Source organism: Paenibacillus donghaensis (genome assembly GCF_002192415.1).
GTDB lineage: Bacteria > Bacillota > Bacilli > Paenibacillales > Paenibacillaceae > Paenibacillus_AQ > Paenibacillus_AQ donghaensis.
The window spans coordinates 6,814,949-6,829,434 of sequence record NZ_CP021780.1; the positions used below are offsets into that span (position 1 = coordinate 6,814,949).

A 14,486-nucleotide genomic window follows, 5' to 3' on the forward strand; every position below is an offset into this window, starting at 1 on the left:
TTTTGAGGTGCCCTATTCTTCACAGCGCACAACTATATATTCTCCCAGCTACCAAGAGCCGTGATATCCTCCGCCTCTGTCTCTGCATAAGCTTCACAGACAAAACCGGGGATCTCCAAGCCATCCTGCAGCTCAACTTTACCCATACCGAGCGGAGCAGGTATTAATGCTGCAAAAAAACCAAACGTCTTAAGGGGCATTTCCCATATTTCTAAATGAATCGATGCTCCCCCCACCCCTTTTTTTATAAGGCCTGGTTTAGAGGGCACTGTAGGTAGCTTAACCAGCTGATATTTGGCTGCCGTAACCTCTTCACGGACAAAATGTGCTCCAAATTCATGCATTTGCTTCTCTAATGGGAACCCACGCATATGTAAGCCGCATACCGCCACTAACGTTGTCTCTGTCCGCAATGGGCTAACGCGTTGCAAGGTATCTTGGAACAAATCCGCAACTCCACAGATTAAATCTTCATTCTCGGCAAGCGCAAAAAACGTGATTCCAAACGGAGTGTCTGCAGCTGCATCACCTGCCGGAACAGCAACTGCACATAAATCCAGCAGATTGCAATGATTCGTATACCGTCCCATATTGCTGTTGGTGCCGATTGGATCTTGCCGAACCTGATCACGGGTCCAGGTTCCTCCACAGGTAGGCATGACCATCACAGCATTATTCAACAGATTCTTGGTAATGGCCTTCATCTCCTGCAGCTTATGCATGGCCTGAAAGACCGAAGCTGCCGTATGTCTCTCATCCGCACCCGAACGCAGCACTTTCTCTGTTACAGGAAAGGCTGCTCCGTGATGGGAATCAATAAAATCACCCAAATCGGCCCAACGTTCAGCGACCCATGGACCCTCATACAGAATTGCAGCCGCTTGGGAGAAGATATCATAATCGATGTATTCGATCTCCAGGTTCATTTTTTGCAGATTCGTTATGGCAGCATTCCATGCGTTTCGGTATTCATTAGCAAAGGGCCCATAGAAATCGGGGGCATTATTCGGCAAATACATTCTGGAGGGAAGGCTTAGGTGGGGCTGCGGATAATCTTTGGACCAGGGATCTGTAGGATCTAGACCGCGCGCAGCAGCATCTACATCTAGAGCTTCCTCTAAGGAGTGGGCAAATACAGTTACGCAATCAAGGCTGGCGCAGGCCGGAACCACACCTTTGGTGGGCCAGGCACCCAAGCTTGGTTTATACCCGACTAGATGATTCAGAGCAGCTGGAACCCGGCCGGAGCCTGCTGTATCTGTCCCAAAGGCAAAGGCTGCATGACCGCGCGCAACCGCAACCGCAGAACCCGAACTGGACCCGCCGCTAATTAATTCTTTGCGCAGCGCATTACTCGTTTCACCATATGGACTTCTTGTTCCCACCAACCCTGTGGCGAACTGATCCAGATTGGTTTTGCCCAGAGGTATCGCACCGGCCTGTATCATACGATTCACTACTACTGCATGTTCAGTAGGCAGATAAGCGAATTCGGGACAACCTGCCGTTGTCGCCACTCCTTCCAAATCTATATTATCCTTGATCGCGAACGGAATGCCCCACAGCGGAGAAGTTGCAATATCCATCGTTTTCAGTCGATCTAAATAAATCGCCAGTTGATCCATCGAGGGCGGAACAATCCAAATATTCATATCTGCATCTTCAATCGAACGGTTAATGATCTCCAGAATGATCTCTTCAGGCGTAATGAATTGGGCTGTATACATCTCCCGCAGCCACTTTATAGATAATACACGCGGGATATCAATGGAGTTCATGATGTCACCTTCCCCTTTGGAATTCCGTCTGATTCTACCGGTCTCATTTCATTTAGTTTCACTGCAAAATGCAGCTGCAGCATATCATCCCCGCTATCCAAACTAATGCCTAGGATCTCGCATACCCGTTCAATTCTATAGGTTACCGTATTATAGTGGGTGAACAGCTCCAAGGATGTCTTCTTCGCATTTCGATTATGCTTCAAATAGACCTTCAACGTATCGAATAACAGCGTGTTATGCTTAGCATCATAATTGAGGATGGGGACGATATACCGATTCCGGTAATCGTTTATTTCTTCAATATCCGGCAGAAGATACAGTAATTGAAATATGCCAAGCTTCTTATAATCAATGTAAGCTTCTCTATAATCACAAATCGTGCTGATATGATGGATTTTCTTAACATCGCTATAACTCTTAAATACTTTATCCGGATAATCGACACCATTCCCCAAGCATATGGAATAGGGCTCTGATCCAAATTGCGCCTGGATGTCCGCAGCAATCATATCTAAGGTTGTATTTAAATTACCTTCCGGAGGCAGAGATAAGACAAAGGTCAACTCTCCTTCCAACAGGGTTACCTGAATATTCGGACAAAACGACTTCATCCGAATTTTTCTGACCGCCTGCAGCAGCTGTTTCGTTGTTGGCTTGCTGTCTAACCAGCGGACCAAACCGACATACAGGCGATCATCCTTCTCCAGGGGACAGCCGCAGGCCTCCGCTCTAATATTCAAATCCTCCATAGTCACCATCCGGCCGGATATCCAATCTTGCAGGAATTGATCAATATATTTGGACTCCACTTCCCTGCGGGCATGGGCATTAATCATTTCCAGTCCTACCAGGACACCTACGCGGTCAATCGTCAGCTGATCCACGACAGACGACTCTTGATTCCACTCCAGAAGAATGAGCAGACACTTATTATATTGCTTGTCATTAACTGCAGAGATATATACGCGGGTTCGGCGTCCACCTATGGTGATGAAGCTGATCCCTAAATTACTATCGTCACGCATTTGGGACCAAATGAAGGCCTCTCCCATCAACTTCACCACATGCTCTGCTTGGGGGGACAGAAACAAATGATCCGAGTCATCCAGCAGGATGATCGGATTATTCACCATCGCATCAAGCGATTGCAGGAACTCTTCAATGCCTTTGCCATACAGCAGCTGTTGCGACAGCTTCTGGAACCGGCTCTGCAGAAGAGACAATTCTCTGGCCTCCTGAACCAAGACCCGCTCCATAATATCTCTCACCACATCGGAGAAGGAGGCGGACAGGGGCAGTTCAAATATAGGGAAATCCAACTGATTCGCCAGTTCCAGCGCACGCTGGGGGATTCTATCAATATACCTTTTTGTTTTGATACCTAAGGCCGCCACACCTCTTTCCACCAGCTGTGGAATAATGTCAGAGATCGCATCCGGCTGATCCCGGAATGGAAATCCGCTGGTAATCAGGAATTCACCTGGCCTTACCCAATCGATTACATCAGGTACTTCCATTACGTTCACCCGCGTTATGGTACGCTGCATACCATTCGCACCAGCCAGAACCACTGCATCCTTGAAGTCGGGTATTAATAAGATATCCCCGCAGGTGAACCCGATCTTATTGGTAGTCATAACTTCACTTCAATTTCATGGAATATACATCTTCCACAAGCTGCGTATTAAAGAATGTATTCAGCGGTGCCGTTTCTTGCTCAGCAGGCAAGAACACGCTGATTTGCTCCGTCGGCTGGTCATCGTCATTGGCCACGGAATGGATCACTCCGGCAGGAACGTGAAAGGTATCTCCCGCTTGGTAGGATTTCCATTCATCATTGCACAACAGCTTCACCTTACCTACAGTAATATGAATAATCTCGGCTACATCATGATAGTGCGGCAGGACTTGCCCCCCTACATCAATTCGTTCCCACAGAATAGAACTTGCTCTAATCCCCATGCCGTCTGCCTGTTCTGCTGACAGGATTTCCCGATGGTATAAATGAATATGATTGGGCATAAGCGCCCACGGATTGGCTTCACCTGTCAGAACCTTCGTTTCTTTGGCTGTGATCATCATTTCATCCCCCTTTTGAAAATTACGGCCACAGGACCACCGCCTGCAGGCCCTTGATGCTCTGCCCCACCGGAAACGTAAATCATAGGATCGCCGCATACGGAGGCAAGAACGCCACCTACGACAGCACGTGCATGCCGGGTATGATTAATATCTGAATCATTTAACATGGTATGCCTGCGGCTGCGGACATATCCGGTCGGGTCTGCTTCAGCCTTGGCCAATACTTGGACAAGCTCATCCTGTTCATGTTTGGCTATCAGCTTCCTGAGAGCATCCGCATCAATTGAATCCTTCATGACATCATGATCAATATAGAATGGGCCTTCTGAGCTGTACGAGTTGCCAAAGACGATCACTTCGCAGTAATTCAGTTCACTGCCGGCTGAGGTCGAAGCCACGGAGCTGTATTGTTCCCAGTCCTGGCAGATATCCTTCTCCTCTAAGCCGGCTGCCTCAATCTCCTCTAAGGCAATCGCTACCCCGAGTGCGGAAGCCCCACGTGAATAACCCATCGATTTGTAAGTATCTTCCGTCACCACTGTCACAGCTCTGCTGCTAGCATCCTGCAACTGCTCTGTAGTCAGCAACGGGCACTTCACCTGTACAAAATGAACATCGGCGTGATCCGTAATCCCCGCTTCATGAATGGCACGGTTGACTGCAGCAGCAACCTGCTCTACTTGGTTTAATCGTCCAATCTCCTCTGGCAGGAATTCAGGTGTCTTGGCTACACCTATCGCCAATGACTTCCGGTCATACTTCCGGGCCTCATCACCACCGGGGTTACGACTGACAACAGTTAAGTGGGGGCTCAATATGCCTTCCGTTCCACCTGACATCACATAAGAGATTTGCCTGGCCTTCTCTCCGATATAGCCGGCAAAGAAATCCTGCACTGAACGAACCGCATACCCGCGGGTATAATCATTCACACAGCCATTCCCTTCGGTTTTACCTAGTACAGCAATCACTTCATCGGGATGGATAGCTGCCTGATCCACATAGGTTCTGAGCGTCTTCACATCACTTGGTGAGGCCATAGGCACGCGTGTAACTGAACATCTCATATCTCATCCGCCCTTTGCCAGAATATTAACTTCTTCTCTATCCAGCTAATGCACCAGAACAGCAGCAGGCCGCACACCGCTGAAGCTATAATCGCCGAGAACATCTGCGGAGTCTCCATATGATAGGACGAGACCAATACGACATAACCCAATCCTTTACTCGCACCTACGAATTCACCTACGATCGCACCTACAATCGCCAGAGAGGTTGATATCTTCAACGCAGAGAATACATAAGGCAGACTGCTGGGTAACGCAGCCTCCAGAAAATCTCCCATTTCGTACCTTTATAAGTAGAGAAGAGCTCCCAAGCTTCATATTCTATCGCCTTCAAGCCCTTAACGCTGTTTACGAGAATCGGGAAAAAGCAAATCAACATGGAGGCCACCACCTTCGAGGTAAACCCGGTGCCCAGCCATACCACCAGCAATGGAGCCAACGCCACAAGCGGTGTCGTTTTCAAGGCAATGGCCAGAGGGAACATGCCTTTCTCCAGCGTCTTGGAATGAACGAAGATAATCGCGGTTATAAAGCCAAGCATGTTAGCGAGAATAAACCCGGTTAAAGCTTCCGATAACGTGACCAGCAGATGTGAGCCTAACTTCAGATCAATGACCGCAAGGATAGCCGTAGGCGAAGGCAGCAGATATAAGGGAATATCAAATATTCTTACAGCAAGCTCCCACAAGACCAGGAATCCCAGAGCGAACCCGACAGGATACAACCCATTCTTTATTTTATTGATCATAGATGTTTGACCTGCTTTCTTAGCTCATGAACTGTCCGGGAGAACTCGGGATGATCTTCCATGCCCACTTCTCTTGGACGCGGAAGCGGTACTGGAATAATATCCACTACGCCCGTAGGCCGCGGAGACATCATGACAACTCTGTCAGACATCATCACCGATTCATGAATAGAGTGGGTGACCATAACAACTGTACTCAGGCTCGTCTCAGCGCTCTCCCATAAACGAAGAAGCTCGAAATTCAGTTTCTCCCGCGTGAATTCATCCAGAGCCCCGAAAGGCTCATCCATCAACAATACCGTGGGATCGGCAGCCAAGGCCCGCGCAATCGCGATCCTCTGCTGCATGCCTCCGCTCAATTGATGGGGATAGTGGTTTTTGAAATCCTGCAAGCCCACAAGCTGCAGCGCTCCTTCAGCTTTCTCCCGGGCTTCCTTCTTCGAGAACATCTTCTTATTCGTGCCTAAGCTCAGGGATAGCTCAATATTCTTGATGGCGGTTAGCCAAGGCATTAACACCGGCTTCTGAAAAACCATCCCCAGCGAGGGCGAATCCGAACCAAAGATTACTTCCCCTCCCTTGTCCGGCTGAAGCAGATTCAGCATTAATCGCAGCAAGGTTGATTTCCCGCATCCGCTGGGTCCCAGAATCGTTAGAAATTCATTCTTATATACATCCAAGTTCACATTATTCAGGACCGGCACCGTGTCAAAGGAGAGCGAACAATTCTTTAGAGTCACAGCCGCTTCACGTTTAAGTGCCGAAGTTACGTTTATTTCTTTCAGATCTGTCATATGCCCACTCCGTTCACTCCTTAGTGATACTCCCATGGCAGCCACCCCTACTCCAGAAATTCATTGGTAAATAATGTACTCAAGTCTTGCTCCTTCTTCAGGAAATCTAAATCCAGCAGACTTTGCTGCAGCGTGCTCCAGGCCTCGAGATCCATCTTCCCAAGCGGGGGACTCTCAGGCTGCAGCATAGGAATACTGGCTTTCATCATATTGACTTCATGTTCAAGCTTCAGAGAGTCTCCATATTTCAATCCGAACTCAGCAGCTTCCTCCGGGTTCTCCACAGCGTACGCCCACCCCTTCATGGATGCCTGCACAAAGCTTCTAACCAGCTCCGGATCTTTATCAATTAGTTCCTGTGTGGTAAATAGAGTATCTGCATAAAAGTTAATACCACTGTCTGCAGGTTTGATAATATTAACTTCTTCCCCCGTCTCTTCAACAGCCAGCACCTCATTAATTACATATCCAGGCCATACCTTCACTTGACCGCTTAACAAGGGACTCAGATCGAATTTAACAGGCATTTCCTTAATGGTTGAAGCATCGATTCCGGCACTCTCGACCATAGCTCGGTAAGTAAGCTCCTCATTGCCGCCTAATTTCACGCCTACCTGTTGGCCCTCAAGATCCTTCATTGTAGTGATACCCGACGATTTCAAGCTGAAGAGCACAAACGGAGTCTGGCGGTAAAGAGTAGCTACAGCGGTAACGGGCACTCCCTTTTCACGGCCTGATATAATCTGGTCAGCCCCGGTGACTCCGAATTCCTCGCTGCCGGAAGCTACCATTTGGACTGCTGGGAAGTCTGAACCGCCCGGCCTAATTTCTACATCTAAACCCGCTTCTTTATAGAACCCTTGCTCGACCGCTGAATAGAATCCGGCAAATTGGGCTTGATGCACCCATTTTAGCCGCAACACCACTTTTTTCAGGGCCTCAGGTTCCGTTCCCGCTGAATTGCCGGCGGCAGATCCCGTCGCAGTTGAGTTCTTGCTATTGTCCGCACCGCATGCGGTTAAGAGAAGCATAAGCATGGTTACGATCAGGAACGATGATTTCTTGGTTGATTTGTGCCACATATACATTCCTCCAGTATTTTTATAGAAAGCCTTAGAGCGGTTGTAGAGCCTTCAGAACCTGTTCCGAGCTGCTGACACTGCCGAATACGCCGCCTTGCATGGTCACCATCTTCAGGGCTGCCAAGTGGTTGCCCTTATCTGTCGCACCTGTACAATCCTCCAGTATCAAACATTCGTATCCTCTGTCGTTCGCTTCCCGCATGGTGGTATGCACGCATACATCGGTAGTAATCCCTGTCAGAATTAGATGGGTGATTCCTTTATTCTTCAGAATGAGGTCCAGATCCGTAGCATAGAAGCTGCCCTTTCCCGGTTTATCAATAACAGGCTCCCCCTCAATAGGAGTCAGCTCTTCAATAATGGCCCAGCCCGGTTCACCTCTCACCAGAATCCGGCCCGCAGGACCCAAGGAACCGATCTCTGCCCCGACCTGCTTACTGCGCCATTTCTTATTAGGAGGCAAGTCGGAGAGATCCGGCTTATGCCCTTCTCTTGTGTGAATAACTGTAAAACCCTCGATCTGCCGGATACGCTCCAGAAGAGTTTGGATAGGCCCTATAGCTTGACTGGTTAATGACAAGTCATAACCCATTTGTTCGACATAACCGCCTTTTCCGCAAAAATCAATCTGCATATCAATAATCAGGAGCGCCGTCTTCCTGGGGTCAATGACGCCGTCGTAGGGCCATCGATAAGGGATAGCTTCAATTTGCATAGTATTTACCCCTCCTTCGCTGTCGCGTTAGTTTATATAACATTTACTCGTTCAAATGTTCATGTGTCATATTATATTACAAATAAACAAAGAAATCTTTATAATTTTTACGAAAATAACACTCTTTCGATTGTTAAATTCTATAAACCATATATATTACGTTATATTATATGACATTTAACGACGCCACTAGTGTGGAAATCCGACCTAAGTAGTAATGATTCTTCAGGGGTTATAAAGAACTTAAGCATTCAGGCAAGCCAGACCCAGGCTGAATCGTTCCGAACTAAGGCGGAATACCTGCTTCTTCCCAGATAATGTGGTATTCCTGACCATTGATTTTAGAATCGATCATTGTCACAATAAGATTACAGTCAAATATTACGGAGTTGTTACTTTTTGAGGCAGGCATAGACCTCAGAAGAGTCATGTTCGGCCCCGCAGGTTGAATACAAGCCGGGGTGATAGTTATAGCCTCTACGCAAAAGGGTTGGGAGGAACTGCAATGCCGCAAGGGAATATCCGCCCGGAACAGGATGGACAACCCGCGAAAGAGATCCGCGGCTCGGCCAGGGAATTGGCTGTACGTCTGATTGGGTTGTCCGGAGGAGCCGATAATGTGTCGGAAGCCGTTCACTGCACAACCCGGCTTCGCCTTAGACTGCGGGACAGCTCCCGAGTGGATGAAGCTGGCCTTTCCGGCATGCAGGAGGTTCACGGCGTCTTCTTTCGAGCCGAACAGCTGCAGATTATATTGGGATCGGCCAGCGTCTTCAAGGTACACCGGCAGGTTGTCCGCATTCTTCAAGACGGCGGGCCTGAAGTACAGAAACAGAGACCATCGATGCCGGTGGCCGGCACCGATGGTTCATCGTCCAAGGCGAAAGGCCTGGTAAACCAGGGCGTGCTAAGAAAGTTTATCGATGCGGTCAGCTTTTTTTCCGATATCGTCGTGCCCATGATTCCGCTCTTTGTCGGGGTCGGCCTGTTGCTGTGCCTGCTCAGCATGATGGAGGCCTTCGGCTGGGCGCCGCCGGGCAGTGTCTGGTTTCGAACCTTGTCCTTGTTGACCGCATCGGCGTTTCAGATTCTGGCCGTGATGTTCGGTTATCACACAGCCAAGCGGTTCGGGGGCACTCCTCCGCTCGGTGCCGCAATCGGCATTCTCATGACCCGTCCTGATCTTCTACGGGTCACTGGCTTCGGCGGAGTACCCTTAAGCTCCGCAGATTTAATGGTCACGCCGCAGTCTGGGTATCAGGGAGCCGTAATTCCAACCATTCTTGCGGTATTGCTGATGACTTTAATTGAGAAGGGGCTGCGCCGGATCATTCCGTCTTCCGTTGCTGTTATGCTGATTCCCTTTCTAAGCCTTGCCGTTGGGGGCAGCATTGCCATTCTGGTCATAGGACCGCTCACCTCTGAACTGAGCAGCTCACTCAGCAGCTTGCTGGAAGCGGTGTTCACATACGGCAGTACGGTTTTCGGGCTGCTGCTCGGGGGAATCTACAGCTCTATCGTCATGAGTGGGCTGCATCACGGCATACAGGCCGTTGAAATTGGACTGATTACCAATCCGGACATCGGCGTTAATTTCCTGCTCCCCATCTGGTCCATGGCAAATATCGCACAGGGTGCGGCCGGACTGGCTGTGTATGCCCGAACCCGGGACAAGGCTCTGAAAAAAATAGCGCTGCCCGCTTCGATCACCGCCTTTTTTGGCATCACCGAACCGGTCACCTTTGGCGTCAACCTGAAGCTTGGCCGTCCCTTCTTGGGCGCTGCGGCGGGAGGAGCCGCCGGAGGGGCTTATGTAGCCTTTCACCAAGTGGTAGCGGATTCGTTCGGTTTGACCGGGATTCCGATGATTGCCTTTATCGTCGAGCTCGGACCGATGAATCTTATTCATTATATGATCGGTTTTCTGCTTGCAGCAGTTACAGCCTTTATGACTACATGGATTCTGGGTGTGGACAAACCGCCTTCTTAAGGAACAATAATCCTAGATATGAATCGAAAAAGCATAGGAGATAAACATGAAAATCAAAAAAATTCTGAACAACAACGCGGTTGTGGTAAACGACCACGAAGAGGAAAAGATTGTCATGGGTTCCGGTATTGCTTTTCAGAAAAGGAAAAACGATATTATAGATCCGTCCCTTATCGAGAAAGTGTTCATTATGGGCGACCCGGATCAATATGGCCATTTGCAGGAAATGCTGCGGACATTGCCCGAGGAGGAGATTGCGGTGTCCGAGCAGATTATTTCGTATGCAGAACGCGAACTGGACGTAGCGTTTAATGAACATATTCATATTGCGCTGACGGATCATCTCTCATTCGCTTTGGAGCGGATCGCTAAGGGAACGTTGATCCAGAACACGCTGCTGGATGAAATCCGCATTTTATACCCGAGAGAGTTCCAGATCGGCCAACACGCCAAAAGCATAATCCGCGAAACGTTGCAGGTCGATATTCCCGAGGACGAGGTAGGATACATCGCCATGCATATCCATACCGCCTGGAAAAACGCCGGAGCTCACGGAACAGATGGCGAAATGGCGGCAATGATCCGTGATATTGCCGAAGGAGTGGAACAGGCCGCCGGCATTATGCTCAAACGGGGCTCCGCCAACTACGAGCGTCTGGTGACCCAGCTTGAAAATATCCTGCAATCCGATGAAACCGGTAAGCTTCTCAATGAGCTGAACCCCGAAATTGTACGAATTGCCAAAGAGCGCTACGCCCGGGCTTACTTGCAGGCTAAGGAGGTCGGCGATCAGGTGGAAGAGGATTACGGGTATACTTTCATTGACAGTCAGCTGGTATTTATCGCCATGGAAATCGGCCGGATATGTACCCGGTCGATGGAAGGTAATATTTTGTAATTGAAAATTACAGGACTTTAGACCCTTGATATTGTAAAAAATAACAAATAACACTCTTTTTTTGTTTAAGAAAAACAGGAGTATCAGTCTATAGCCAGTATCCGTTATAAAATTATAGAATTAACGCGACAATAAAATATGTCGGGATTGTTACTGTTAAGCAGGCAAGACCTAAAAATCCGCTTGGGAATCGATGCGATTTACGTGTCCCCCATGGTATTTTTAGGTCTTTTTTCTGTTTAAGATGACAAATTTTGAAACAGAAAAGGAGACAGACAGTATGACTATCAAAAAGATTGTTAGAAGAGCAGCAGCAGTAACCTTTACAACAGCATTGCTTGCAGGTGGCGGGGCTTCAGCTTTTGCCCAAGGGAATAACAGCAAGGATTACAAAGAAAGCTATGGCTTCTCCCACATTACCCGTTCTGACATCCTGAAAATACCGGAGCAACAAAAGAGCGAGCAGTTTCAAGTCACTCCGTTCAATGCTTCCACAATCAAGAATATCCCTTCTGCAAAAGGGGTTGACCAGTGGGGTAACGCAATCGATCTTGATGTTTGGGACAGCTGGCCGCTTCAAAACGCGGACGGAACAGTCGCCGAATATAATGGCCACCATATCGTGTTTGCGTTGGCGGGAGATCCTAAAAAAGGATGGGACACATTCATATATATGTTCTATCAAAAAGTGGGCGACACATCGATTGACAGCTGGAAAAATGCCGGCAGAGTCTTTAAGGATAGTGATAAATACCTTTCAAACGATCCGATTCTCAACAATCAAGCCGAAGAATGGTCCGGTTCCGCAACCTTGACGAAAGATGGCGGAGTCCGCTTGTTCTATACCAACCGCCAAGGCTGGGATCCGGCGAACGGATTTTTTGGCAAGCAAACCTTGACGACAGCTCAAGTTAATGTGTCCAAGCCGGATGCGGATACGCTGAAAGTGGATGGCGTGGAAGACCTCAAATCGATCTTTGACGGAGACGGCAAGATGTATCAAACTGTGGATCAAGCCTTCGGTGAAGGTGACTATGCCGATAACCATACGTTAAGAGATCCTCACTATGTTGAAGACAACGGTCGTAAATACCTAGTCTTCGAATCAAATACCGGATCGGAAACGGGTTACCAGGGAGAAGAATCGCTATCCAACAGAACTTACTATGAAGGAAGCAAACCCTTCTTCGAAGCTGAAAAAAATAAATTGTTGTTCGGTCCTAAGAAATCTCTGGCGGCATTAGCGAACGGCTCACTGGGTATTATTGAGTTGAATGATGATTACACGCTGAAAACAGTGATGAAGCCGTTGATTGCCTCCAATACCGTAACGGATGAAATCGAACGCGCAAACTTATTTGAAATGAATGGAAAATGGTATTTGTTCACGGATTCCAGAGGCTCCAAAATGACGATTGATGGAATCGGCGCCAATGATGTATACATGCTGGGTTATGTAGCGTCTTCATTGACCGGACCTTACAAACCGTTGAACGGCAGCGGACTTGTATTGCACATGGCTCTTGATCCTAATGATCCTATCTGGACATACTCCCACTTCGCGGTCCCTCAGGCGAAAGGAAATAATGTGGTCATCACCAGCTATATGACTAACAGAGGGTTATATGCCGACCAGCATTCCACTTTTGCGCCAAGTTTCCTGCTAAACATTAAAGGCTCGAAAACTTCAGTCGTCAAAGACAGTGTCCTCGAACAAGGGCAATTGACGGTTAACTAACCTCTTGGACACAAATAAGAGAGCATTAAAGCGGCAATTTCTTTTATGCACCATTTGTTTAAGCTTTATGTTCACTATAGGATTAGCAGCTCATTACTCCGGAAGGGACCACAACCCGAAGGAAGTTCCCGCTTCCCATCCAAATTTGACCTATCGGGCCAACTATCATTTCACAGCGCCCGACAAGTGGAAAAACGACCCCCAAAGGCCGATTTATTTTGATGGAGCATACCATTACTATTATCTTTATAACCGTGATTATCCCACGGGGAATGGCACCGAATGGCGGCATGCGACATCCGTAGATCTGGTGCATTGGACAGATGAAGGGGTCGCTATCCCCAAATATACGAATCCAAATGGCGATCCCTGGTCAGGGTCAGTCATTGTGGACGAGACAGGCACCGCAGGCTTCGGAAAAGGGGCTCTTGTCGCGATTGTGACTCAGCCCTCCGCTGGCAGCGGACAGCAGGAACAATATTTATGGTATAGTACCGACCGGGGACAAACATTTACAGCCTACAGCAGCAGACCCGTTCTGCCGAATCCGGGAACACCTGATTTTAGAGACCCCAAAATCATCTGGGATGACTTCTCCCGCAAATGGATCATGACCTTGGCGGAAGGCACAAAAATAGGGTTTTATGAGTCTCCGAACTTAAAAGATTGGCACTATACAAGCGGTTTCGTAACGGAGAATATCGGACTCGTAGAATGTCCCGATCTGTACCGGATGCGTGCGGACGACGGAACCTATAAATGGGTGCTTGGCGTCAGTGCCAACGGCAAATCATCAGGAAAGCCAAATACCTACGCCTACTGGACCGGAGACTTTGACGGAAAGGCATTTCACCCCGATCTCCAGGAACCACTGTGGCTGGATTACGGCTATGATTGGTACGGTGCCGTAACATTTGAAGATGGGATCAGCAGGGATCAAACTAGTCATCGTTACGCTTTAGCCTGGATGAACAATTGGGATTATGCCCATAATACACCGACACTGCGGGAAGGCTTCAACGGTATGGACTCGATTGTTCGTCAAATTGAACTTAAACCGGTAGGCGATGGCACTTATCATCTTGTTTCGCAACCGCTTGAAGCCTTAAGTCAAATGGCGGATTCAACGGTTTCATATCAACAAATCGATGTAAATGGCTCTGAAACGCTTCCTTTCACAGGAAATTCGTACGAGCTTGACGCCGATATCACTTGGTCAGAGATCAAGAATGTGGGACTCAGACTTCGGGAATCATCCGATAAAAACCGTCATGTTGATGTTGGAGTTTCTGTAAAAGGCGGGTACACTTATGTCAATCGGGCCTATACGGGGCACCCCGACAAAAGCGAGGAAAATCTGGAAAGCACGGCTCCCTTCGATGTAAGCAAGAAGAAAGTTCATCTGAAGATTTTTGTCGATAAAACGAGCGTCGAAGTCTTTATTGATGATGGAACCATAGTGTATTCCAGTCTCATTTTCCCTGAATTAAACGATCAAGGAATCACCCTGTTCTCCGAGGGCGGCACAGCGATTTTTAGAAATATTGTGATCAAGCCGTTCTACAAAACGCTACTGACATCTTGATGTCAG

11 protein-coding genes and 1 pseudogene are annotated in these 14,486 nt (G+C 48.3%); 4 read left to right on the forward strand and 8 right to left on the reverse strand.

Annotated elements, in window-relative coordinates:
• Positions 1 to 32: 32 nt before the first annotated feature.
• The 8 genes and pseudogenes from atzF to biuH all read right to left on the reverse strand — a co-directional run bounded on the left by atzF (position 33) and on the right by biuH (position 8,269).
• Complete coding sequence (gene atzF, locus B9T62_RS30915) at positions 33 to 1,778, reverse strand: allophanate hydrolase (protein ID WP_087918774.1); 1,746 nt, start codon at positions 1,776 to 1,778, stop codon at positions 33 to 35.
• Complete coding sequence (locus B9T62_RS30920; protein WP_087918775.1) at positions 1,775 to 3,418, reverse strand: PucR family transcriptional regulator; 1,644 nt, start codon at positions 3,416 to 3,418, stop codon at positions 1,775 to 1,777. Before B9T62_RS30920 ends, atzF begins: the two co-directional genes overlap by 4 nt.
• 4 nt (positions 3,419 to 3,422) lie before the next feature.
• Entirely contained in the window at positions 3,423 to 3,863 is a 441-nt protein-coding gene (locus B9T62_RS30925) for a cupin domain-containing protein (protein WP_245864162.1), read from the reverse strand.
• Positions 3,860 to 4,930 carry a cyanuric acid amidohydrolase gene (gene atzD / locus B9T62_RS30930; protein ID WP_087918777.1) on the reverse strand — a complete coding sequence of 357 codons (1,071 nt, stop codon included), beginning with the start codon at positions 4,928 to 4,930 and terminating at the stop codon, positions 3,860 to 3,862. Before atzD ends, B9T62_RS30925 begins: the two co-directional genes overlap by 4 nt.
• Positions 4,927 to 5,678, reverse strand: a pseudogene (locus B9T62_RS30935) (ABC transporter permease). The gene atzD and the pseudogene B9T62_RS30935 overlap by 4 nt, the downstream one beginning before the upstream one ends.
• A complete protein-coding gene (locus B9T62_RS30940) occupies positions 5,675 to 6,472 on the reverse strand; it encodes an ABC transporter ATP-binding protein (protein WP_245864167.1) in 798 nt (265 codons plus the stop codon). The pseudogene B9T62_RS30935 and the gene B9T62_RS30940 overlap by 4 nt, the downstream one beginning before the upstream one ends.
• Positions 6,473 to 6,519: 47 nt before the next feature.
• Positions 6,520 to 7,554: an ABC transporter substrate-binding protein gene (locus tag B9T62_RS30945; RefSeq protein WP_087918779.1), complete on the reverse strand. Its 1,035-nt coding sequence runs from the start codon at positions 7,552 to 7,554 to the stop codon at positions 6,520 to 6,522.
• Between the two features lie 31 nt (positions 7,555 to 7,585).
• Complete coding sequence (gene biuH, locus B9T62_RS30950; protein ID WP_087918780.1) at positions 7,586 to 8,269, reverse strand: biuret amidohydrolase; 684 nt, start codon at positions 8,267 to 8,269, stop codon at positions 7,586 to 7,588.
• 505 nt (positions 8,270 to 8,774) lie between these two features.
• On the opposite strand from biuH, the gene B9T62_RS30955 reads away from it, so the two are divergent.
• From B9T62_RS30955 to B9T62_RS30970, 4 genes are all read left to right on the forward strand, one after another.
• A complete protein-coding gene (locus B9T62_RS30955) occupies positions 8,775 to 10,259 on the forward strand; it encodes a PTS transporter subunit EIIC (protein WP_087918781.1) in 1,485 nt (494 codons plus the stop codon).
• Between the two features lie 46 nt (positions 10,260 to 10,305).
• Entirely contained in the window at positions 10,306 to 11,157 is an 852-nt protein-coding gene (locus tag B9T62_RS30960) for a PRD domain-containing protein (protein ID WP_087918782.1), read from the forward strand.
• 280 nt (positions 11,158 to 11,437) lie between these two features.
• Complete coding sequence (locus tag B9T62_RS30965; protein ID WP_087918783.1) at positions 11,438 to 12,895, forward strand: glycoside hydrolase family 68 protein; 1,458 nt, start codon at positions 11,438 to 11,440, stop codon at positions 12,893 to 12,895.
• Between the two features lie 67 nt (positions 12,896 to 12,962).
• Positions 12,963 to 14,480, forward strand: coding sequence for a glycoside hydrolase family 32 protein (locus B9T62_RS30970; RefSeq protein WP_087918784.1), 1,518 nt, complete (start codon positions 12,963 to 12,965; stop codon positions 14,478 to 14,480).
• Positions 14,481 to 14,486 lie beyond the last annotated feature (6 nt).